Raw genomic sequence first — 19,640 nt, forward strand, 5'->3', positions numbered from 1 at the left:
AATGAAGTTTTGTCAAAAATGCTTTGCAGATGAAATTCTTAAATCTCAAGTAGTCATAGCTAGAAGACAGTCTAGCTGTGATTTATGTAATAACGCGAATGACTTTGTTTATGATACGCAGAAAGATAATTATTTAATTGATTATTTTAGTTCATTTATTTCTATTTTTTCTCCAATAGAAAAAATAGAAAATTTCCAATCTGGTCAAGAGACGCTATTAAAAACTGAAGTAGCAACAAATTGGAACATATTTACTACTAATGATGAGTATAAGGTTTATCAAATGCTTTCAGAAATTTGTAAAGAACTGTTTGAAGAAATTCCAAACTTGTTAAACTCACCTGTTGGAGTAGATAAAATGTATGATCCTATCTATTTACAGGAGCATTCGTTATTCAGTAAGGGTTGGGAATGTTTTGTTGAAGATATTAAATATAATAATCGTTTTCATTCTAACCAGATTAATAAAGGTATTTTAGCAAAGTATTGTGAAGCTATCCAAAAGACTTATTCAGGAGGAGAACAATTCTTTAGATGTAGAATTGCAAAAGATGGAAAACAATTTGAGCCGAAAGAAATAGGTGCACCCCCTAAAGGTAAATCTGCTGATGGAAGAGCGAATGCAAGAGGGATTGTGACGTTATATTTGGGTGATACAGAAAAAACAGCATTACATGAAACTAGAACAGGTTTATATGACCATGTCTGCATTGGAACTTTTGAATTAAAGTCTCCTATAACAGTTATTGATTTTAAAAAAATCAATGAAATTAGTCCCTTTCAAGATGGGATTATTGATGACATTGCTGAGTTGGCAATTAATAAAAAGCATCTAAAACAAATTGATTATGAGATGGGGAGAGTAATGAGAAAGTCTGATGATGTTTTAGATTATCTCCCAACTCAATATATAGCTGATTTTGTCAGATCTATAGTCTCAGAAGAATATCCTGAACAATATGCCTTTCAAGGAATTGAATTCCGTAGTGTTATGAATCTAGAAGGTTTCAATTTAGCTATATTCACACCAGAGTGTTTTGATGTAATTGATATAAAAATGAAACGAATAAATCAGATTTCCTATGTCTGGTAGATATAAAACATGGCTACATACTTTAGAGATATTCCGCACTTAATGAGCTTGGGACAAAAGTCTAGCCTTAAATATAAAAAGCGAACAAAGATAGTTTTCTGACAATCAGAATTTTTTTCTTGTTCGCTTTTTTATTTCATTTACCAAGTCTAAGAATTTATCGTATAGAATTCCTACAACAAATGAACTGTCCATCCGAAAAACTAAAGCCTTTCGTCTGAGACGTTCTTAGAATACTTTGTGCCTACTTACTGTCAATTTGCTTTCACGGCATAAAGGCGTATGCTTATGAGATAAATTAGAGAATGAAAATAGCTATTTAAAGATGTTTTACATTATAGGATTTCATGTTTTTGTAGTGTTGACTTGATTCAGCTATCAGTTTTTACTGTACAATTGTATCAATTTATCTATTTGTGTTTGTGATTAATAATGCGCGTGATAATGGGATTTCTAAGGGTCGATTAAAAAATAGAATAGGAATGAATGTATGTGAATTTAGCTATTCAGCGATTAACTCTCTATATCAAAAATATGTTAGTAATGTGGAATTGTCTGAAAGAGATTCATGTGATGTAACGGATATACAAAATCCCTGCAATGAGTAATTGCAGGGATTTTGTATACGTTATATAATCAAGTGCTTACAGGTTACTACTGTAAGTAAGAACGATTTATTTACCTACGTAATAGTAAGCTTCTTTACTAGAGCGGGGCGCATCTTTTATGACCATAATTCTAATTTGGTTTTTATCCGAACTGTCACCACTCCTAGTAATGACAGTAGATTTAGGCGGGTAAATCATGATACCACCTTTTACCGAATCTAATCTCATACTAAAACTGATGACACCTTGGTTCCCAATCGTTGGAATTGTAATTATTTCACCATTTACTAAACCACTTTTATCAAATGCTATTTCTTCTCCAAATCCGTTTCTCCACGTACCAGCTATACTTGAGTAGTCTCCTTGTAAAATAGCCTGTGAGTCAAGTTTTAGTGGCTCAGTTTCTGTGTGCTTTTCTTCTGTGGGAGTCGTGATAAGTGTGGCATCAGTAGTAACCCAGAATTGAAATTTTTCAGAGTCTTCCATGATTTTGACTGTGAAAGTAACGGTCGCTCCTTCTTTCCATCCCTCAATCATAGATTTCTTAATTTGTACTTGTACACCAGTCATAGGAGCATTACTAGCTTTTACCCAAATAGTATGGTATGTATTTAGAGCTTTAAAGTGTCCTACGTATGCTTCCCAAAACTTTTGGCGTGTTAGTTCTGCTGTGAAGCGGTATAGTTGACCAGTTTTTAACCTACCATCATTCTCCATGTCTCTAAGCTCTTCGGCTGTCGTATCTATTATATTATCTTTAGTTGAGCTAGAGCTTGTAGTAGATGTGCTGGAAGAAGAGCTGGATGATGCAGAGGAACTAGAAGTAGTAGAGGAGGTTTGTTGTGAAGATTGACTATCTACTGTTTCTATATTCCTATCTGGCTGTCTAAAGAGTAAAAAAGTAGTTCCTATAACGATAAGAATTAGAAGTGTAATTGAGGTTATAAGAATCCAAAGCTTGTTGCTCTGTGGTAGAGGACAAACTACTACGTGATTCTGATTTTGATAAACTTCAACAATATCGTTTACTTTAGGGTGAAAAGTTAACTCATTGATAGGAACATTTAGAGTCTCATTTGTGTGGAGTAGAATGATAACATGTGTATCTGAAACGTGAATAATTTGGTTATGGATTTTATTTTTCATTTAGTATTAGTTTTCGTACATATAGGCAACCATAAGAGGTAGAGTTTTTGTGGCTTTAAAAACCGTTTCATAACTTTGTCTTCCTTTTACTAGTCCGTACAATGTTATATGGTCATCTTCGGCTATAACTCTATTGTTGTATTCAGAAGGAATAGAGACTAAGATAATTTTATCATAGTCATCATTTATAGCTACACGCAGTGTATAGGCTTTCCCATTTTCCATCGCTTGTAAAACTTTACCATATACTCTTACTTTAGTATCTACGGCTATTTCATCATGATTCCAACTATTATAATCTACTCCACTATAATTTGCTTTATCGTTGTCTACAGTAACCTTAGGTTTTGATGGTACTGAGGATGAGGAACTAGGGCTACTCTCTTTAGATGATGAAGGTGTAGTAGAGCTACTTGTTGTTGAAGAGCTAGAGCTATTTTGTGATGTAGTATTTCTTGAAACTGTCGTTTGTGTCTTTTCTGTAAATTTTTCTACAAAACCAAATGCCATAAATGACAAAATCACACATATAAGAGCGATAATAAAACATTTGAAAGAAATGTCCTTATTTACTTTACTTTTTTTAATAGACGAAATTATTAGAAATACAAGATTTAATAAGCACATTATAGTCGACTCAAGTACAACTAGGGCTATGGTTTCCTGATAGCCTAGATATATAGAACAAATTGCAGTGATAATAGCTATAATTATTACTAAAACAAGATTTATATGTGCGACTAATGATAGTCTTTCAGAAATACTTTTTTTTACTTTGCTAATTTTATTTTTACTATCAATTTTTATAACAATATCACCATAAACCTCGACATAATCACCTATGGCAGGTTCAAAGTCACAAGATTCAATAGGAATTTCCTTTAAACTTCCATCTTCATAACCTATATAAGCAGTATCTTCAGCTATTTTAATAATTTTTCCTTTATTCATTACTTACCCCCATACAATGGCTCCTAGCCACATTCCAAAAATCATAGCACCAGTTGCACAAATCATTATAACAGTTCCTTGTTCTTTATCCCCTCTGCTTCTGATGAGATATCCCAAGACAATACCTATTACTCCAAAAATAAAAGGAAAGAAGAGCAGAGAGGTTGCTGTGCAAATCCATCCCCATATTTTCAACGTTTTAGTGTTATCGGGAGTATCTGAATTTATTATGAGTTTTCTAGTAATGATGTAGTTTCCATCAGTACCAAAAACTTCAACCTCTTCTCCGACCTCTGGAAGGAAGTCAAAGTATTTTCTTTCTATCTCTAGAAGGCTACCATCAGCCTTACCTAGATATATTGTTTCAATATTGTCCTTAAGTATTTTGTATGTATTCATTATTTATTCCTTTCTTATAAATGATTCAATCACTTCAACATTAGCTTGACTTGCTTTCGGTAATATGTCATATACTGTACCATTTGTGAAGCAAGTGAGATTGGGGATTGTTTTGAATCCTACAGTTGTTTTAAAGTTATTCCAACTTGTCTTATCTATATGCTCACTATCTAAGTAATACACAGTTGTCTCAGTTTTATCTACTGCTTTTGCTAGCTTTGGAGCAAATTCTTGACAATATGGACAACTTTCTCTCCCTGTATATAGGTAAAAGCTTTCTTGATGTTGTATTTTCTGTTCTACAGCCTCTAAACTTATCTTTTGGAGTCTGTTTATAGCTATCTGGTAGTCTGTTTGTGGCCGAGTGGTTAAGTATGCTGTGAATGTGACAATTATAATAAGTAGTAGTGACAGTAGAATAAGAACTTTTTTACTATTCATCACATCCGTATCCGTCTTTGTCTCTATCTAGCCATGGACCATATTGTGGGTCACTAGCAGGTATGTTTACACGTCCTGCTTTTCGTGCTTCCTTACAGTTTTTGAACGGTCTTAAATTTGATTGTGGAGCAGATGTAGACGATTGTGTAGGAGTGGTTGTGGTGTGAGATGAAGCTTGTTCTTGCTCTTTTTCTCGTGAAGATGCTTTCCTTTCCTCCTCTTTTGATTTGGAGGCTTCAATACTTGCTTTTTCCTCTTCTTGTGCTTTTTCTGTTTTTCTCACTTCACTGATTACTAACGAGCCTTTATCGATTGAATCATATTTTTCTAAAGATACTGTATTTCCTGTATAGACCATAAGTTCATTCATTTTCACAGCTAGTGATTCAGGTGTACGGATAAGAAGCTTCTTACCTGTTATGTTGTACTCACGGTATTCATCTTTTTCTTCAATCCCAATTACCTCAGCTTCAACTTCGTAGAGTTTATCTGTGTTAGAGAGTTTGTGTGCTACCTCTCTCAGTGCTTTAGCTCGCAGTATGATTTTAATTTGTGGTGTATTTAGATAAGCATCTACGGCTATATGTCCAGTTGGAGACCATTTCTCTATTTTAGAGCTAGTTTCACTACTAGATGATGAAGTAGAGGAAGATGAACTAGACTGTTTAACTTGTGAAGACTGTTTGACAGAATCACTAGCCTTAGTTTGAACTTGTGAGTGTTTAGTGCTACCGCTAGTTAATAGTGTGAAGAACAAAACGAGGATAAGCGATAGTACAATACTACCTATAATCTTTTGTTCTTTGCTCAATTCCTTGAGCTTTTTAATCATATATATGACCTCCTAGACATTAACTTTACTTAATGAAATAAAATAAATATTTCCTAATAGTTATAATTATATCACACAAACTTTAACAATAGAATATGTTTCTGTTTAATATTAAACTATAGAGAATGTAAACCTGATTGTTTAATCTATAAGATAGATAGTAGATTTAACATAGAGGGTGAAGGAATGGATGATATATTAGAAACTATAAGTAATCAGATACGAGATTTACGAGTTTCAAAGAAGATTACACAGCAAGAATTAGCAGAAAGAACAAATCTAAGTGTTCCTTATATCAGTCAGATAGAGAATAACCACAGAAATATCTCTTTGGAAACTTTTGTGAAGATTGTTGATGCTTTGGAAGTTCCATTGAGTGATTTTTTCTTACCTTATTCTGTGGCACAAGATACAGAGATGATGGAACTATTATTGAAGATTCAGAAACACCCACAGCATAAGATGATTGTTCATAAGGTGATGGAAATACTTGAATTAAGCCAAGATAGTTAGTGATAAAAAGTACTAAAGTGTAATTTATACTAAATCTATCCAACCATATATAGTTACTTTAGTATCTATTACTATTTCATCATGCTTAAAATTATTAGAGTCTCTCTCGAAGTGATTTTTAATAGTAATCTGTAGGTCGGGCGATTAGAAATTATCTGTACTTTTTGTATATTGTGAGGATTATAGGTTACATTATTCAGATAAGGAATGAGAATTATTTTTCTTTATTGAAGAAGTCGATTAAAAAATAAAAATAAAAATAAAAATAAAAAAGAAAGCACTGAATCTAAGTATCCAGTGCTTATCTATTACCTTAAAAATGTGTTATCTCTTATATAGGGGAACCTGTTAGAAGAACCCTAATAATTGTTGTAATTACAAAAGTAAAAATTTCTACTATTCTTATCAATTTACTACTTTAATATTCCAGAAAACTTAACTTCATCAGGAGCCATTATATAACGATTCACAGCGACTTCTTCATCGCTGAGTGTGTAATAGAATCTAGGGCTATTTACTCCGTGGGATTTAGCAATTTTATATAAAGATTTGTTTAGCGCACTGATAATTGCTCTAAGTTCTTTATTTGAATACGAAGCATTATTTTCTGTGAGAATGATTCTGATGCCAGGTGTTACAGATGTTTTTTCCATTTCAAGCATATTTGCTCCTAATTGTGTATTTACTTTATCTACACCCTCTTGAATTGCATTATAGAAAGCATCTAAATCTACTTTTCTGTTTTCTTCATTAGATTTTTTCTCAGATTCTTTAGATTTTTTTTCTGCTTCCTCTTTCATTTTTTTCTGTTTTTCCCGTTCTTCTTGTTCTTGTCTCTCCTTTTCTTCTTTAATCTTTTCGATTTGTTTATTAAGTTTCAATTCCACTTCATCTACACGGTAAGACAAGTTACCAAATTTTACCTCATAATCGGTTGGATATGTATCTTTTAGGTGTTTAATTTCCTTTTTAACAGATGACAATTCACTATCATCAGAAACAAGCTTCAAAGCTTCCTCTAGCGTTATATTTGGTTTAATATTTTCTGTGTCATTTTCTAGTGTTTCAACTAACTTAGTAACACGTTCCGTATCTTTAGCATATTCTTGCTTACTATTGCTTTCTATTATATGAGCAAACCAAAAACCTAAAAGAGAAAATATCACTAAAAAGCCTATAAAATAGTTAGCAAATTTCTCAATTTTCTTTTTATTCATAAAAAGCCTCCTGTTTTATATTTATGTTTAAAATATTGTTAAACACTACCCTAATTATACCACAGTTATATATACATTAGTTAATGTTTTTTAATAATTTTTAACTAAAGCAAATATACAACCTTAATCTACAAGATGAATAGAGTAAAATAAAAAGTACCTAAATGGTACTTCTTACTTGCCTACTGAACTCATCACCATGAAATTTGTACTCCTTTTTGTCCACTTGGAGTAAAGTTTAATCTATTTTATTTAATATGTAAATTCTAAAAATACTACAGAATCAACATTTATAAAGCATAACAAAGTGTAATTTATACTAAATCTATTCTAAAGTCAAAATTTTTTTTGTCCCAGCCTCATTAAGTGTTTAAAGATTTAAAAAATGAACTAGCTTCAGTAAGTTTACTCTATGTTGTATTTTTCTACTTGTAGATATAATTAGATTAAAACGAACGTTTGTGATATAATATTATTAAATAATTCGCAAAAGAGGTTGAGAAATGAAACTGCTTGTTGTCGGTTCGGGTGGTCGTGAACATGCGATTGCTAAGAAGTTGCTTGAGTCAAAAGACGTTGAAAAAGTATTTGTAGCTCCTGGGAATGATGGGATGACTCTTGATAGTTTGGAATTGGTAAATATCTCTATTTCCGAACATTCTAAGTTAATTGACTTTGCAAAGGCCAACGATATTGCTTGGTCATTTATCGGGCCAGATGACGCCCTTGCGGCTGGTATCGTGGATGATTTCCATGCAGCTGGTCTCAAAGCCTTTGGTCCGACTAAGGCTGCGGCTGAACTTGAGTGGTCTAAGGATTTTGCCAAGGAAATCATGGTTAAATACGGCGTTCCGACAGCAGCCTATGGCACATTCTCAGATTTCGAGGAAGCTAAGGCCTATATCGAAAAGCAGGGTGCGCCTATCGTAGTCAAGGCGGATGGCTTGGCGCTTGGGAAGGGTGTCGTCGTTGCTGAGACAGTCGAGCAAGCGGTCGAAGCCGCTCATGAGATGCTTTTGGACAATAAATTTGGTGACTCAGGTGCGCGTGTGGTTATTGAGGAATTCCTTGAAGGAGAGGAATTTTCACTCTTTGCCTTTGTCAATGGTGATAAGTTCTACATCATGCCAACGGCTCAGGACCACAAACGTGCCTACGATGGCGACAAAGGGCCTAACACGGGAGGTATGGGTGCCTATGCGCCAGTTCCACACTTACCACAGAGTGTGGTTGATACAGCGGTTGACACCATTGTCAAGCCAGTCCTTGATGGCATGATTAAAGAAGGGCGCCCTTATCTGGGTATCCTTTACGCAGGACTTATCTTGACAGCTGATGGACCTAAGGTCATCGAGTTTAATGCTCGCTTCGGAGATCCAGAAACTCAGATTATCTTGCCTCGTCTGACCTCTGATTTTGCCCAAAATATTACGGATATCCTCGATGGCAAGGAGCCAAACATCACCTGGACGGACAAGGGTGTGACGCTTGGTGTAGTTGTCGCATCAAACGGTTACCCGCTAGAATATGAAAAGGGTGTTGCATTACCGGCAAAAACCGAGGGAGATATCATCACCTACTATGCAGGGGCTAAATTTGCGAGAAATAGCCAAGACCTCCTCTCAAACGGTGGACGTGTCTACATGCTAGTTACCACAGCAGATACCGTTAAAGAAGCCCAAGAAACCATCTACCAAGAACTCTCCCAACAAAAAACAGAAGACCTCTTTTATCGAACAGATATTGGAAGTAAGGCTATAAAAGATTAACAGATACTAAATTTGTCAATGGCGAGCAAAAGCGAGCCAAAGTAAGATAATGGTCGCCGTGGTGAAAAGACCAGAACAGAAACTGTTCTGGTCGGGGAAGCTTTGAGACCTTAGGCTCAAAGTTTAGGAATGAAACCGAAGGTTTGTTTCCGTCCCCACCACCTAAGACCATTATCAAAAAAGAAAAGGATATTAACTATGAAACCAGTAATTTCCATCATCATGGGCTCAAAATCCGACTGGGCAACCATGCAAAAAACAGCCGAAGTCCTAGACCGCTTCGGTGTAGTCTACGAAAAGAAAGTTGTTTCCGCTCACCGTACACCAGACCTCATGTTTAGACATGCGGAGGAAGCCCGTAGCCGTGGTATCAAGGTCATTATCGCAGGAGCTGGTGGTGCCGCCCATTTACCAGGTATGGTTGCAGCGAAAACAACCCTTCCTGTTATAGGGGTACCTGTCAAGTCTCGTGCTCTTAGCGGTGTGGACTCGCTCTACTCTATCGTACAGATGCCAGGTGGCGTGCCTGTGGCGACAATGGCTATCGGTGAAGCAGGTGCGACAAATGCGGCTCTATTTGCCCTCCGCCTCTTGTCAGTAGAGGATCAGGCTATCGCGACAGCTTTGGCAGATTTCGCAGAAGAACAAGGAAAAATCGCAGAGGAGTCAACAAATGAGCTCATCTAAAACAATCGGAATTATCGGTGGCGGTCAGCTGGGTCAGATGATGGCCATTTCTGCTATCTACATGGGGCACAAGGTTATCGCGCTGGATCCTGCGGCGGATTGCCCGGCCTCTCGTGTGGCGGAAATCATAGTGGCTCCTTATAACGATGTGGATGCCCTCCGTCAGTTGGCTGAGCGATGTGATGTCCTCACCTATGAGTTTGAAAATGTCGATGCCGATGGTTTGGATGCTGTTATCAAAGAAGGACAGCTTCCACAAGGAACAGACCTGCTCCGCATTTCCCAAAATCGTATTTTTGAAAAAGATTTTCTCTCAAACAAGGCTCAAGTCACTGTAGCACCCTACAAGGTTGTGACTTCTAGCCAAGACTTGGCAGATATCGACCTGTCCAAAAACTATGTCCTTAAGACTGCGACAGGTGGATACGATGGGCATGGGCAAAAGGTCATTCGCTCAGAAGCAGATTTGGCAGAAGCCTATGCGTTAGCTGACTCAGCAGCCTGCGTTTTAGAGGAATTCGTCAATTTCGACCTTGAAATTTCTGTCATTGTGTCAGGAAATGGCAAGGACGTGACAGCTTTCCCGGTTCAGGAAAATATCCACCGAAACAACATTCTTTCAAAAACCATTGTGCCAGCCCGCATTTCAGAAAGTCTAGCAGCCAAAGCAAAAACCATGGCAGTGCGAATTGCTGAACAGCTTAATTTGTCTGGAACTCTTTGCGTGGAAATGTTTGCGACGGCTGACGACATCATTGTCAACGAGATTGCCCCACGACCACACAACTCTGGGCACTACTCTATCGAAGTCTGCGACTTCTCCCAGTTTGATACTCACATTTTAGGTGTTCTGGGAGCATCATTGCCAGAAATTAAATTACATGCACCTGCCGTCATGCTCAATGTTCTCGGCCAGCATGTCGAGGCCGCTGAAAAATATGTCGCAGAAAATCCAAGCGCCCACCTCCACATGTATGGTAAAATAGAAGCGAAGCACAACCGCAAGATGGGACATGTCACTTTGTTTAGTGATGCGCCGGATGAGGTGGAGGAGTTTGGGGAGTAAGACAGGACCCTAATTACAATGTCCGTTGTCTTACCCCTGCAAGGTTGACTAGCTTTGTCATAGCTGATAAAGTCAGCAAGAGAAGCCAGTCAACTGCTACTGAAAGGGATTGATTTTTAGGTGATTGGAAATATAATAACAAAATGTTTATCGAAATTTAAAAGTGAGGAAACAATGGTAACGATAGGGAAGCCCATAAATTCTCTAGAAGAATATACAGTATTTATTAATGAAATTTCAACAAAAACTCAAGATGGACCAAAAAAGACTATATTTTTTAGGGGAGAAAGCGGATGTTATCCCAAAAGACTACCGGGAATTTTTAGATCTGCGAAAAAAAATAACGAGCTAGAGCCAGAGAAATCAATGTTTAAGATATTGGTAGAGGATGGGACTAAGGATTATTATTTTGAAATTTTTCAGGAATTAGGATGGCCTATAACTTCTTTTGGAACTAAATTATTTGAATGGATTGTTGAAGTTCAACATTATGGAGCAGTTACAAGTATTCTAGATATTAGTATGAATGCACTAGTCGGTCTATTTTTTGCTTGTAGCGGGAATCAGGAAAGTGATGGTAAATTATATGTATATACACCATTAACTGATAATGAAAAACAATATTTTGGACATACGATATCTATAATGACGGCATTGAATTTTATTCCTCGTTCTCAAATAGATGGTTTTATAGAGTTCCTGAGGGCCCTAATGTCGGAATTCCCTGAAGAAGAAAGGTCTAGATTTTTCTCACGGAGTTTTACCATTGCTGATATTGTCCACAAATTAACAGAGGAGTTTAATAGTAAGACTTTATCAGCTAACATTGAAGAGTTTGGAGAAGATGTGTTTAAAATACCATTTAAGGCTCTTAATATAAAAAATATGGAAGGAGTTGAAACAATAACTGTTTCGGAAGACGAAGCAAAAAATCAAATAGTAAAATTATTAGAGCCATTTTTACAAGATGATCCTTATTTAAGTTATTTAGGAGAACAAGGAAAACAGAATTTAAATATTGAACATTATCAAAAATATCTTTTATCCAATATAGAGATATTGCTCGCACCATTTTTGGAGCAACTAAATCAGAACTCGGGTCGAAATGAAATTTTAAAGTTCCCAGTTGCAATTTTTGAAGACATTCAGAAAAGCTATATTGTAAAGCCTGCAAAGATAAATGAGAGAATAAAACATCAAAGTGGTGCATTTATTATTCCAGGGTATATTTCTTCTAGAGGGATAAGTTTTGAGATTATGCAGGAAAAAATAGATAAATCAATACAACAATCAATTAGGTTAGAGTATGAATTGGTAATTCCAAAAGAAAAAAAACAAGAAATTCTTGAACAATTAAGAATATTTGGAATTGATGAGGGATTTATTTATCCAGATATTGAACATATATCTAGAGCTATTTCTGATAAATATAAAATATAAATACTAGAAAGGAACAAGGACTCACGTATTCACCAAAACTGAATACGGGCTACGGACTTGATCAATTCTTATGATTCAACTCATTGTCAACGCTTTTGTCGAAAAAGAGAAGACTGGAGCAGTCGTCGAAGTCTTGTATGCTAGTAGCGATCACGAAAAGGTGAAAGCCAAGTATGAAGAGCTAGTTACACAATTTCCTGAAAACTATTTAGCTATCTATGATGTCCCGCTGGATACGGATTTGAATACACTAGATCACTATCCATCAGTGTGGATTGGAAAAGAAGAATTTGAATAAAGTGATTGCCGGTTGCTAACTGATGTGAAACATCAAAAGAAAGGAAAATTAAACATGATCAACCGTTACTCTCGCCCTGAGATGGCGAACATTTGGAGTGAAGAAAATAAATACCGTGCTTGGCTTGAGGTGGAAATCTTGGCTGACGAGGCATGGGCTGAGTTGGGGGAAATCCCTAAGGAAGATGTGGCTTTGATTCGTGAAAAAGCGGACTTTGACATTGACCGTATTTTGGAGATTGAGCAGGAGACGCGCCACGATGTGGTGGCTTTCACGCGTGCGGTTTCTGAGACGCTTGGTGAAGAGCGTAAGTGGGTACACTATGGGTTGACTTCTACCGACGTGGTGGATACAGCCTACGGTTTCCTCTATAAGCAGGCCAACGACATCATCCGCAAGGATCTTGAAAACTTCACCAACATCATCGCTGACAAGGCTAAAGAGCACAAGTTCACCATCATGATGGGGCGTACCCATGGGGTTCACGCTGAGCCAACGACTTTTGGTCTTAAATTAGCGACTTGGTACAGTGAAATGAAGCGCAACATCGAGCGTTTCGAGCATGCAGCTGCTGGTGTGGAAGCTGGTAAGATTTCTGGTGCGGTTGGAAACTTTGCCAACATCCCACCATTCGTTGAAAAGTATGTCTGCGACAAACTTGGTATCCGTGCTCAAGAAATCTCTACACAGGTGCTTCCTCGTGACCTTCACGCTGAGTACTTTGCAGTACTTGCTAGCATCGCGACTTCCATCGAGCGTATGGCAACGGAGATCCGTGGTCTTCAAAAATCTGAACAACGTGAAGTAGAAGAATTCTTTGCCAAGGGGCAAAAAGGCTCCTCTGCTATGCCTCACAAACGCAACCCTATCGGTTCTGAAAACATGACAGGTCTTGCGCGTGTTATCCGTGGTCACATGGTGACGGCCTATGAAAACGTAGCCCTTTGGCACGAACGTGATATCTCTCACTCATCAGCTGAGCGTATCATCACACCAGATACGACCATTTTGATTGACTACATGCTCAACCGTTTTGGAAATATTGTCAAGAATTTGACAGTCTTCCCAGAAAATATGATTCGCAACATGCACTCAACTTTCGGTCTCATCTTCAGCCAACGTGCTATGTTGACCTTGATTGAAAAAGGAATGACCCGTGAGCAAGCCTATGACTTGGTACAACCAAAAACGGCCTACTCTTGGGACAACCAAGTAGATTTCAAACCACTTCTTGAAGCAGATCCAGAAGTAACATCACGACTCACACAAGAAGAAATCGATGAAATCTTCAACCCTCTTTATTACACTAAACGAGTGGACGATATCTTTGACCGTCTTGGTTTAGGATAGTTAGAATAAAAATCGAATTTCTATTACTCTATTTATAGGAGTAGAAGAACTTCGATTTTTTTTATTTTAAAGTATTTTTGATAAAAATTACCTATATTTTAGTAAAATTTAAACAAATTTAGTCTATCTTAATTGACATATAGAAATACAGTTTTTAATGTTATATAATAAACATAGAAAAAGCCCAAGCAAGGCTTAGGCTTTCTTCTTAGTGATCACGGTCACATGAAATGAATTTGATTTTGTAGTAATCTGCTCGTTTATATGTTTCGCTGTATGCGAGAACTTGACCAGTAGACTCTAGTTTAGTAGTCTTGGTTTGTAAAACGGTTGGGAATTGTTCATCGACTCCGAGGACCGAAGCCGCATGTTCTGGAGTTGGAAATGCTATTTCATTGATTTCTTCAAAATGTTCATCATTCATGTGAATGTGGTAATCCAATTTGAAACGGTTATAGATAGAGCTATAATATTCAAGATTTGGATAATTTGCATTGATGTATTGTTCTGGAATGTAAGATGTATGGTAGATGTACACAACACCACCTGTTTCGCGAACGCGTTCAATCTTGTAGTAGAACTGATCTCCGCGTAGTCCAAGTTTTTCTAAGTAGCTTAGTTTGTTTCCACGCTCAATAGAAAGGACGGTAACTTTATCATCTTTAGTTTCAAAAACTTCTACATCTGAAAACTCTACGAGTTTGTGTTTGCGTGCGCGTGAAACGAATGTACCCTTTCCTTGTTGACGGACAATATAGCCATCCTTGGCAAGGTCGTTTAAGGCGCGAACAACTGTGATAGAACTCACATCATACATTGCAATCAATTCAGCTTCAGTGTAGAATTTATCTCCACTGGCAAATTGACCAGAAATGATTTTGTTCTTTAACTCATCTTTAATATATTGATACTTTGGAATTGCCATATTTTCACCTCGATTTTCCTTCTCCGTTAAAGATTTTACCATAAAACTGGAAAGAATAGTAGCCTTTTGAATAAAAAAATTGGAATAATAGGCTATAAGGTTAATTTACATAGGAATAAATAGAAAAACCTACATTTTTATACATGGTGCTAAAATGTTGTTATGACTATAAATTACAAGATTTTTATAAGTTTTTTGTGTAGAATTTAGTGAAAAATGAAAAAAATTGTGAAAACCTATTGACAAATGCAAGATATTGAGATATATTTACTATATCAACAAATGAAAGCGCAAACTTAGTTAGTCAGAGGTGTAAAAATGACAAGGTTTAAAATTGAGGACGATTTCTATTTAGATGGGAAACCGTTCAAGATTTTGTCTGGTGCCATTCATTATTTTAGAATTCCAGCAGAGGATTGGTATCATTCGCTCTACAACTTAAAAGCGCTTGGCTTTAATACAGTCGAGACTTATGTTGCATGGAATTTACACGAACCTGTTGAAGGGGAGTTTAATTTTGAAGGTGATCTGGATTTAGAGAAATTTCTCCAAATAGCGCAGGATTTGGGTCTCTACGCAATTGTGCGTCCATCTCCCTTTATCTGTGCGGAATGGGAATTCGGTGGCTTACCAGCTTGGCTCTTGACCAAGAACATGCGAATTCGCTCATCCGACCCAGCATATATAGAGGCAGTTGGTCGCTACTATGATCAATTATTGCCAAGACTGGTGCCTCGTTTGTTGGACAATGGCGGAAATATTCTCATGATGCAAGTCGAGAACGAATACGGTTCTTATGGAGAAGATAAGGCTTACCTGAGAGCGATTCGAAAATTGATGGAAGAACGAGGGATTGATTGCCCACTCTTTACTTCAGATGGTCCGTGGAGAGCTACTTTGAAAGCTGGAACCTTGATCGAAGATGACCTCTTTGTAACAGGCAACTTTGGTTCTAAGGCATCTTATAACTTTTCACAGATGCAGGAATTCTTTGCTGAGCATGGTAAGAAATGGCCACTCATGTGTATGGAGTTCTGGGATGGCTGGTTCAATCGTTGGAAAGAACCGATTATTACACGGGATCCGAAAGAATTGGCAGAAGCTGTTCGAGAGGTATTGGAGCAAGGCTCTATCAACCTTTACATGTTCCATGGTGGTACAAACTTTGGTTTCATGAATGGTTGCTCGGCTCGAGGAACTCTGGATTTGCCGCAAGTCACATCTTACGACTATGATGCCCTTCTCGATGAAGAAGGAAATCCAACTGCTAAATACCTAGCAGTCAAGAAGATGATGGCAACCCACTTCCCAGAGTATCCACAGTTGGAACCACTCTATAAGGAAAGCATGGAGATAGGGTCCATTCCATTGGTCGAAAAAGTTTCCTTGTTTGAAACCCTGGATAATCTCTCTAGTCCTACTGAAAGCCTCTATCCAAAAGCGATGGAAGAACTTGGTCAAAGTTATGGCTACCTTCTCTACCGCACGGAGGCAAGTTGGGATGCAGAAGAGGAACGTCTCCGTATCATCGATGGACGTGACCGAGCTCAACTCTTTGTAGATGGTCAAAGGATTGCTACTCAATACCAGACAGAGATTGGTGAAGATATCTACTGTCAAGGCAACCGAGAAGGCTTTTCAGAGATTGACATCTTGATCGAAAATATGGGGCGTGTCAACTACGGTCATAAGTTCTTGGCAGATACGCAGCGTAAAGGAATTCGAACAGGTGTCTGCAAGGATCTACATTTCTTACTGAATTGGAAACAATATCCACTGCCACTGGATAATCCTGAGAAGATTGATTTTTCAAAAGGATGGACAGAAGGACAACCAGCCTTTTACGCTTTCGACTTTACGGTCGAAGAGCCGAAGGATACCTACTTAGACTTGTCTGAGTTTGGTAAGGGAGTTGCCTTTGTCAACGGGCGTCACCTAGGGCGTTTCTGGAACGTCGGCCCGACCCTCTCACTTTATATCCCTCATAGTTATCTCAAGGAAGGTGCTAACCGCATCATTATCTTTGAAACTGAGGGCGAATATAAAGAAGAGATTCATTTAACTCGTAAACCTACACTAAAACACATAAAGGGGGAAAACTTATGACAATTGTAGGATGCCGTATCGATGGACGTTTGATCCACGGTCAAGTAGCCAATCTTTGGGCTGGAAAACTAAATGTTTCACGCATTATGGTTGTAGACGACGAAGTTGTTAACAACGATATTGAAAAGAGTGGTTTGAAACTTGCGACACCACCAGGTGTGAAATTGAGTATTTTGCCAATTGAAAAAGCGGCAGCCAATATTCTTGCTGGTAAATACGATAGCCAACGTCTCTTTATCGTGGCTCGTAAACCAGACCGTTTCCTTGGTTTGGTAGAAGCAGGTGTACCACTTGAAACCCTTAATGTTGGGAATATGTCTCAAACACCAGAAACTCGCGCCATCACACGTTCTATCAACGTAGTGGACAAGGATGTGGAAGACTTCCACAAACTGGCAGAAAAAGGTGTTAAACTTACTGCTCAAATGGTTCCAAATGATCCAGTTTCAGACTTTTTGAGCTTATTAAAATAGGAAAAAATTTTTAGGAGGTCATTGTTATGATACAATGGTGGCAAATTTTACTTCTCACTTTGTACTCAGCTTATCAAATCTGTGATGAGTTGACGATCGTTTCATCTGCAGGTTCCCCTGTATTTGCTGGTTTCATTACTGGTTTAATCATGGGAGATGTGACTACTGGTCTGCTTATCGGTGGTAACTTGCAGCTATTCGTTCTTGGGGTTGGTACCTTCGGTGGTGCTTCTCGTATCGACGCTACTTCTGGTGCGGTTCTTGCGACAGCCTTCTCTGTTTCACAAGGAATTGATACAGCACTTGCGATTACAACAATCGCTGTGCCAGTAGCAACTCTCTTGACTTACTTCGACGTTCTTGGACGTATGACAACTACTTTCTTTGCTCACCGTGTGGATGCTGCAATCGAACGCTTTGACTATAAAGGTATTGAACGCAACTACTTGCTTGGTGCGATTCCTTGGGCTTTATCTCGTGCCCTTCCAGTCTTCTTTGCGCTTGCTTTTGGTGGTGAATTTGTACAACACGTAGTAGACTTCGTTACAAAATACCAATGGGTTGCAGATGGTTTGACACTCGCAGGACGTATGCTTCCAGGTCTTGGATTTGCAATCTTGCTTCGTTACCTTCCAGTTAAACGTAACCTTCACTACCTTGCAATGGGATTTGGTTTGACAGCTATGTTAACTGTTCTTTACTCATATGTAACAGGTCTTGGTGGCGCTGTTGCAGGTGTTATCGGCACTCTACCGAAAGATGTTGCTGAAAAAATTGGTTTCGTGAACAACTTCAAAGGTTTGTCTATGATTGGTATCTCTATCGTAGGTATCTTCCTTGCAGTGCTTCACTTCAAAAATAGCCAAAAAGTAGCTGTAGCAGCACCTTCTACACCATCAGAAAGTGGGGAAATCGAAGATGACGAATTCTAATTACAAACTTACAAAAGAAGATTTTAATCAAATCAACAAACGTAGCTTGTTTACTTTCCAATTAGGTTGGAACTACGAACGTATGCAAGCTTCTGGTTACCTGTACATGATCTTGCCACAATTGCGTAAAATGTATGGGGATGGAACTCCTGAATTGAAAGAAATGATGAAAGTTCATACTCAATTCTTCAATACTTCACCATTCTTCCACACCATCATCGCTGGTTTTGATCTTGCCATGGAAGAAAAAGATGGTGTAGGTTCAAAAGATGCCGTTAATGGTATCAAGACAGGTTTGATGGGACCATTCGCTCCTCTTGGAGATACAATCTTTGGTTCACTTGTACCTGCTATCATGGGATCTATCGCAGCAACTATGGCTATCGGTGGTCAACCTTGGGGTATCTTCCTTTGGATCGCAGTTGCAGTTGCTTATGACATCTTCCGTTGGAAACAGTTGGAATTTGCCTACAAAGAAGGGGTTAACCTTATCAACAACATGCAAAGTACTTTGACAGCTTTGATTGACGCGGCATCTGTACTTGGTGTCTTCATGATGGGTGCTCTTGTAGCAACAATGATCAACTTTGAAATTTCTTACAAATGGGCAATCGGTGAGAAGATGATTGACTTCCAAGACATCTTGAACCAAATCTTCCCACGCTTGCTTCCAGCAATCTTTACTGCCTTTATCTTCTGGTTGCTTGGTAAGAAAGGTATGAACTCTACTAAAGCTATCGGTATTATTATCGTACTTGCTTTGGCTCTTTCTGCCTTTGGTAAATTTGTACTTGGAATGGGCGCATAATTTATGACGCAATCATTAATTTTGGTGAGTCATGGTCGTTTCTGTGAAGAACTTAAAGGTAGCACTGAAATGATTATGGGGCCACAAGACAATATTTACACAGTAGCTCTTCTTCCAGAAGATGGCCCAGAAGAATTTACTGCAAAATTTGAAGCTACTATTGAAGGATTGGATGATTTCCTAGTCTTTGCGGATCTTCTCGGTGGAACACCATGTAACGTGGTAAGCCGTTTGATTATGGAAGGTCGTGACATCGAACTCTACGCAGGGATGAATCTTCCAATGGTGATTGAATTTATCAATGCGAGCCTGACAGGCGCAGATGCGGATTATAAGAGCCGTGCTGCAGAAAGCATTGTAAAAGTCAACGACCTGTTAGCGGGCTTCGATGATGACGAAGATGAATAAGATGTGACAACGTGAAAATCACAGGGAAAATAGGCGATAAGAGGATGGAGCGATGCTCCGACGATAATCGGTCTTTTTCCCAAAGATTTTAGTTGGAACTCGATTCAATAAGATGTGAAAACGTGAAAATCGTTAGAGCATCTTATATAGAATATACATGGGAATGGGGCTTAATCCC

Annotated in this window: 20 protein-coding genes; 13 read left to right on the forward strand and 7 right to left on the reverse strand. The window is 37.9% G+C overall.

What is annotated here, in order from left to right; translation table 11 throughout:
• The first annotated feature begins 1 nt into the window (after position 1).
• Complete coding sequence (locus B7698_RS04195) at positions 2-1,093, forward strand: RES family NAD+ phosphorylase (protein WP_033682881.1); 1,092 nt, start codon at positions 2-4, stop codon at positions 1,091-1,093.
• A 674-nt stretch (positions 1,094-1,767) separates the two neighbouring features.
• Here the strand turns inward: B7698_RS04195 and B7698_RS04200 are convergent.
• The 5 genes from B7698_RS04200 to B7698_RS04220 are packed head-to-tail and all read right to left on the reverse strand — an operon-like array spanning position 1,768 to position 5,470.
• Positions 1,768-2,847: a DUF6287 domain-containing protein gene (locus B7698_RS04200; protein WP_061759855.1), complete on the reverse strand. Its 1,080-nt coding sequence runs from the start codon at positions 2,845-2,847 to the stop codon at positions 1,768-1,770.
• Between the two features lie 6 nt (positions 2,848-2,853).
• Positions 2,854-3,798, reverse strand: coding sequence for a hypothetical protein (locus B7698_RS10345; RefSeq protein WP_239822586.1), 945 nt, complete (start codon positions 3,796-3,798; stop codon positions 2,854-2,856).
• Positions 3,799-3,801: 3 nt separating this feature from the next.
• A complete protein-coding gene (locus tag B7698_RS10350; protein WP_061759857.1) occupies positions 3,802-4,197 on the reverse strand; it encodes a hypothetical protein in 396 nt (131 codons plus the stop codon).
• 3 nt (positions 4,198-4,200) lie between these two features.
• On the reverse strand, positions 4,201-4,638 hold the full coding sequence (locus B7698_RS04215; RefSeq protein WP_078238224.1) for a DUF6568 family protein: 438 nt from the start codon (positions 4,636-4,638) through the stop codon (positions 4,201-4,203).
• Positions 4,631-5,470 (reverse strand): excalibur calcium-binding domain-containing protein, encoded by an 840-nt coding sequence (locus B7698_RS04220; protein ID WP_078238223.1) that lies wholly within the window; start codon positions 5,468-5,470, stop codon positions 4,631-4,633. Before B7698_RS04220 ends, B7698_RS04215 begins: the two co-directional genes overlap by 8 nt.
• 186 nt (positions 5,471-5,656) lie before the next feature.
• Between B7698_RS04220 and B7698_RS04225 the strand changes: the two genes are divergently transcribed.
• On the forward strand, positions 5,657-5,983 hold the full coding sequence (locus tag B7698_RS04225) for a helix-turn-helix domain-containing protein (RefSeq protein ID WP_033682885.1): 327 nt from the start codon (positions 5,657-5,659) through the stop codon (positions 5,981-5,983).
• 413 nt (positions 5,984-6,396) lie between these two features.
• Here the strand turns inward: B7698_RS04225 and B7698_RS04230 are convergent, their stop codons facing one another.
• Positions 6,397-7,200: a hypothetical protein gene (locus tag B7698_RS04230; protein WP_078238222.1), complete on the reverse strand. Its 804-nt coding sequence runs from the start codon at positions 7,198-7,200 to the stop codon at positions 6,397-6,399.
• 503 nt (positions 7,201-7,703) lie between these two features.
• On the opposite strand from B7698_RS04230, the gene purD reads away from it, so the two are divergent.
• The 6 genes from purD (at position 7,704) to purB (ending at position 13,810) form a co-directional block, all read left to right on the forward strand.
• A complete protein-coding gene (gene purD, locus B7698_RS04235) occupies positions 7,704-8,969 on the forward strand; it encodes a phosphoribosylamine--glycine ligase (protein WP_084864743.1) in 1,266 nt (421 codons plus the stop codon).
• Positions 8,970-9,167: 198 nt separating this feature from the next.
• On the forward strand, positions 9,168-9,656 hold the full coding sequence (gene purE / locus B7698_RS04240) for a 5-(carboxyamino)imidazole ribonucleotide mutase (protein WP_000805610.1): 489 nt from the start codon (positions 9,168-9,170) through the stop codon (positions 9,654-9,656).
• The gene (purK, locus tag B7698_RS04245; protein WP_084864744.1) at positions 9,643-10,722 is read left to right on the forward strand and encodes a 5-(carboxyamino)imidazole ribonucleotide synthase; all 1,080 of its coding nucleotides are present in this window, start codon (positions 9,643-9,645) and stop codon (positions 10,720-10,722) included. Before purE ends, purK begins: the two co-directional genes overlap by 14 nt.
• A gap of 174 nt (positions 10,723-10,896) precedes the next feature.
• Positions 10,897-12,162, forward strand: a complete 1,266-nt coding sequence (locus B7698_RS04250) for an FRG domain-containing protein (RefSeq protein ID WP_084864745.1) — start codon at positions 10,897-10,899, stop codon at positions 12,160-12,162.
• Positions 12,163-12,232: 70 nt separating this feature from the next.
• Positions 12,233-12,460: a phosphoribosylaminoimidazole carboxylase gene (locus tag B7698_RS04255; RefSeq protein ID WP_084864746.1), complete on the forward strand. Its 228-nt coding sequence runs from the start codon at positions 12,233-12,235 to the stop codon at positions 12,458-12,460.
• 54 nt (positions 12,461-12,514) lie between these two features.
• Complete coding sequence (gene purB / locus B7698_RS04260; RefSeq protein WP_084864747.1) at positions 12,515-13,810, forward strand: adenylosuccinate lyase; 1,296 nt, start codon at positions 12,515-12,517, stop codon at positions 13,808-13,810.
• A gap of 208 nt (positions 13,811-14,018) precedes the next feature.
• On the opposite strand, the gene B7698_RS04265 is transcribed toward purB, so the two are convergent.
• Positions 14,019-14,735: a GntR family transcriptional regulator gene (locus B7698_RS04265; protein WP_031237756.1), complete on the reverse strand. Its 717-nt coding sequence runs from the start codon at positions 14,733-14,735 to the stop codon at positions 14,019-14,021.
• A 318-nt stretch (positions 14,736-15,053) separates the two neighbouring features.
• On the opposite strand from B7698_RS04265, the gene B7698_RS04270 reads away from it, so the two are divergent.
• From B7698_RS04270 to B7698_RS04290, 5 genes are read left to right on the forward strand one after another with little or no spacing between them, the layout of a single operon-like run.
• Entirely contained in the window at positions 15,054-16,841 is a 1,788-nt protein-coding gene (locus tag B7698_RS04270; RefSeq protein WP_084864748.1) for a glycoside hydrolase family 35 protein, read from the forward strand.
• Positions 16,838-17,314: a PTS sugar transporter subunit IIB gene (locus B7698_RS04275; protein WP_054392656.1), complete on the forward strand. Its 477-nt coding sequence runs from the start codon at positions 16,838-16,840 to the stop codon at positions 17,312-17,314. Before B7698_RS04270 ends, B7698_RS04275 begins: the two co-directional genes overlap by 4 nt.
• A 26-nt stretch (positions 17,315-17,340) precedes the next feature.
• Entirely contained in the window at positions 17,341-18,246 is a 906-nt protein-coding gene (locus B7698_RS04280) for a PTS mannose/fructose/sorbose/N-acetylgalactosamine transporter subunit IIC (RefSeq protein WP_049522380.1), read from the forward strand.
• Positions 18,233-19,054 carry a PTS system mannose/fructose/sorbose family transporter subunit IID gene (locus B7698_RS04285; RefSeq protein ID WP_000185294.1) on the forward strand — a complete coding sequence of 274 codons (822 nt, stop codon included), beginning with the start codon at positions 18,233-18,235 and terminating at the stop codon, positions 19,052-19,054. Before B7698_RS04280 ends, B7698_RS04285 begins: the two co-directional genes overlap by 14 nt.
• A 3-nt stretch (positions 19,055-19,057) precedes the next feature.
• Positions 19,058-19,462: a PTS sugar transporter subunit IIA gene (locus tag B7698_RS04290; protein ID WP_084864749.1), complete on the forward strand. Its 405-nt coding sequence runs from the start codon at positions 19,058-19,060 to the stop codon at positions 19,460-19,462.
• The last annotated feature ends 178 nt before the right edge of the window (positions 19,463-19,640 follow it).

Source organism: Streptococcus mitis (assembly GCF_002096855.1).
Lineage (GTDB): Bacteria > Bacillota > Bacilli > Lactobacillales > Streptococcaceae > Streptococcus > Streptococcus mitis_Y.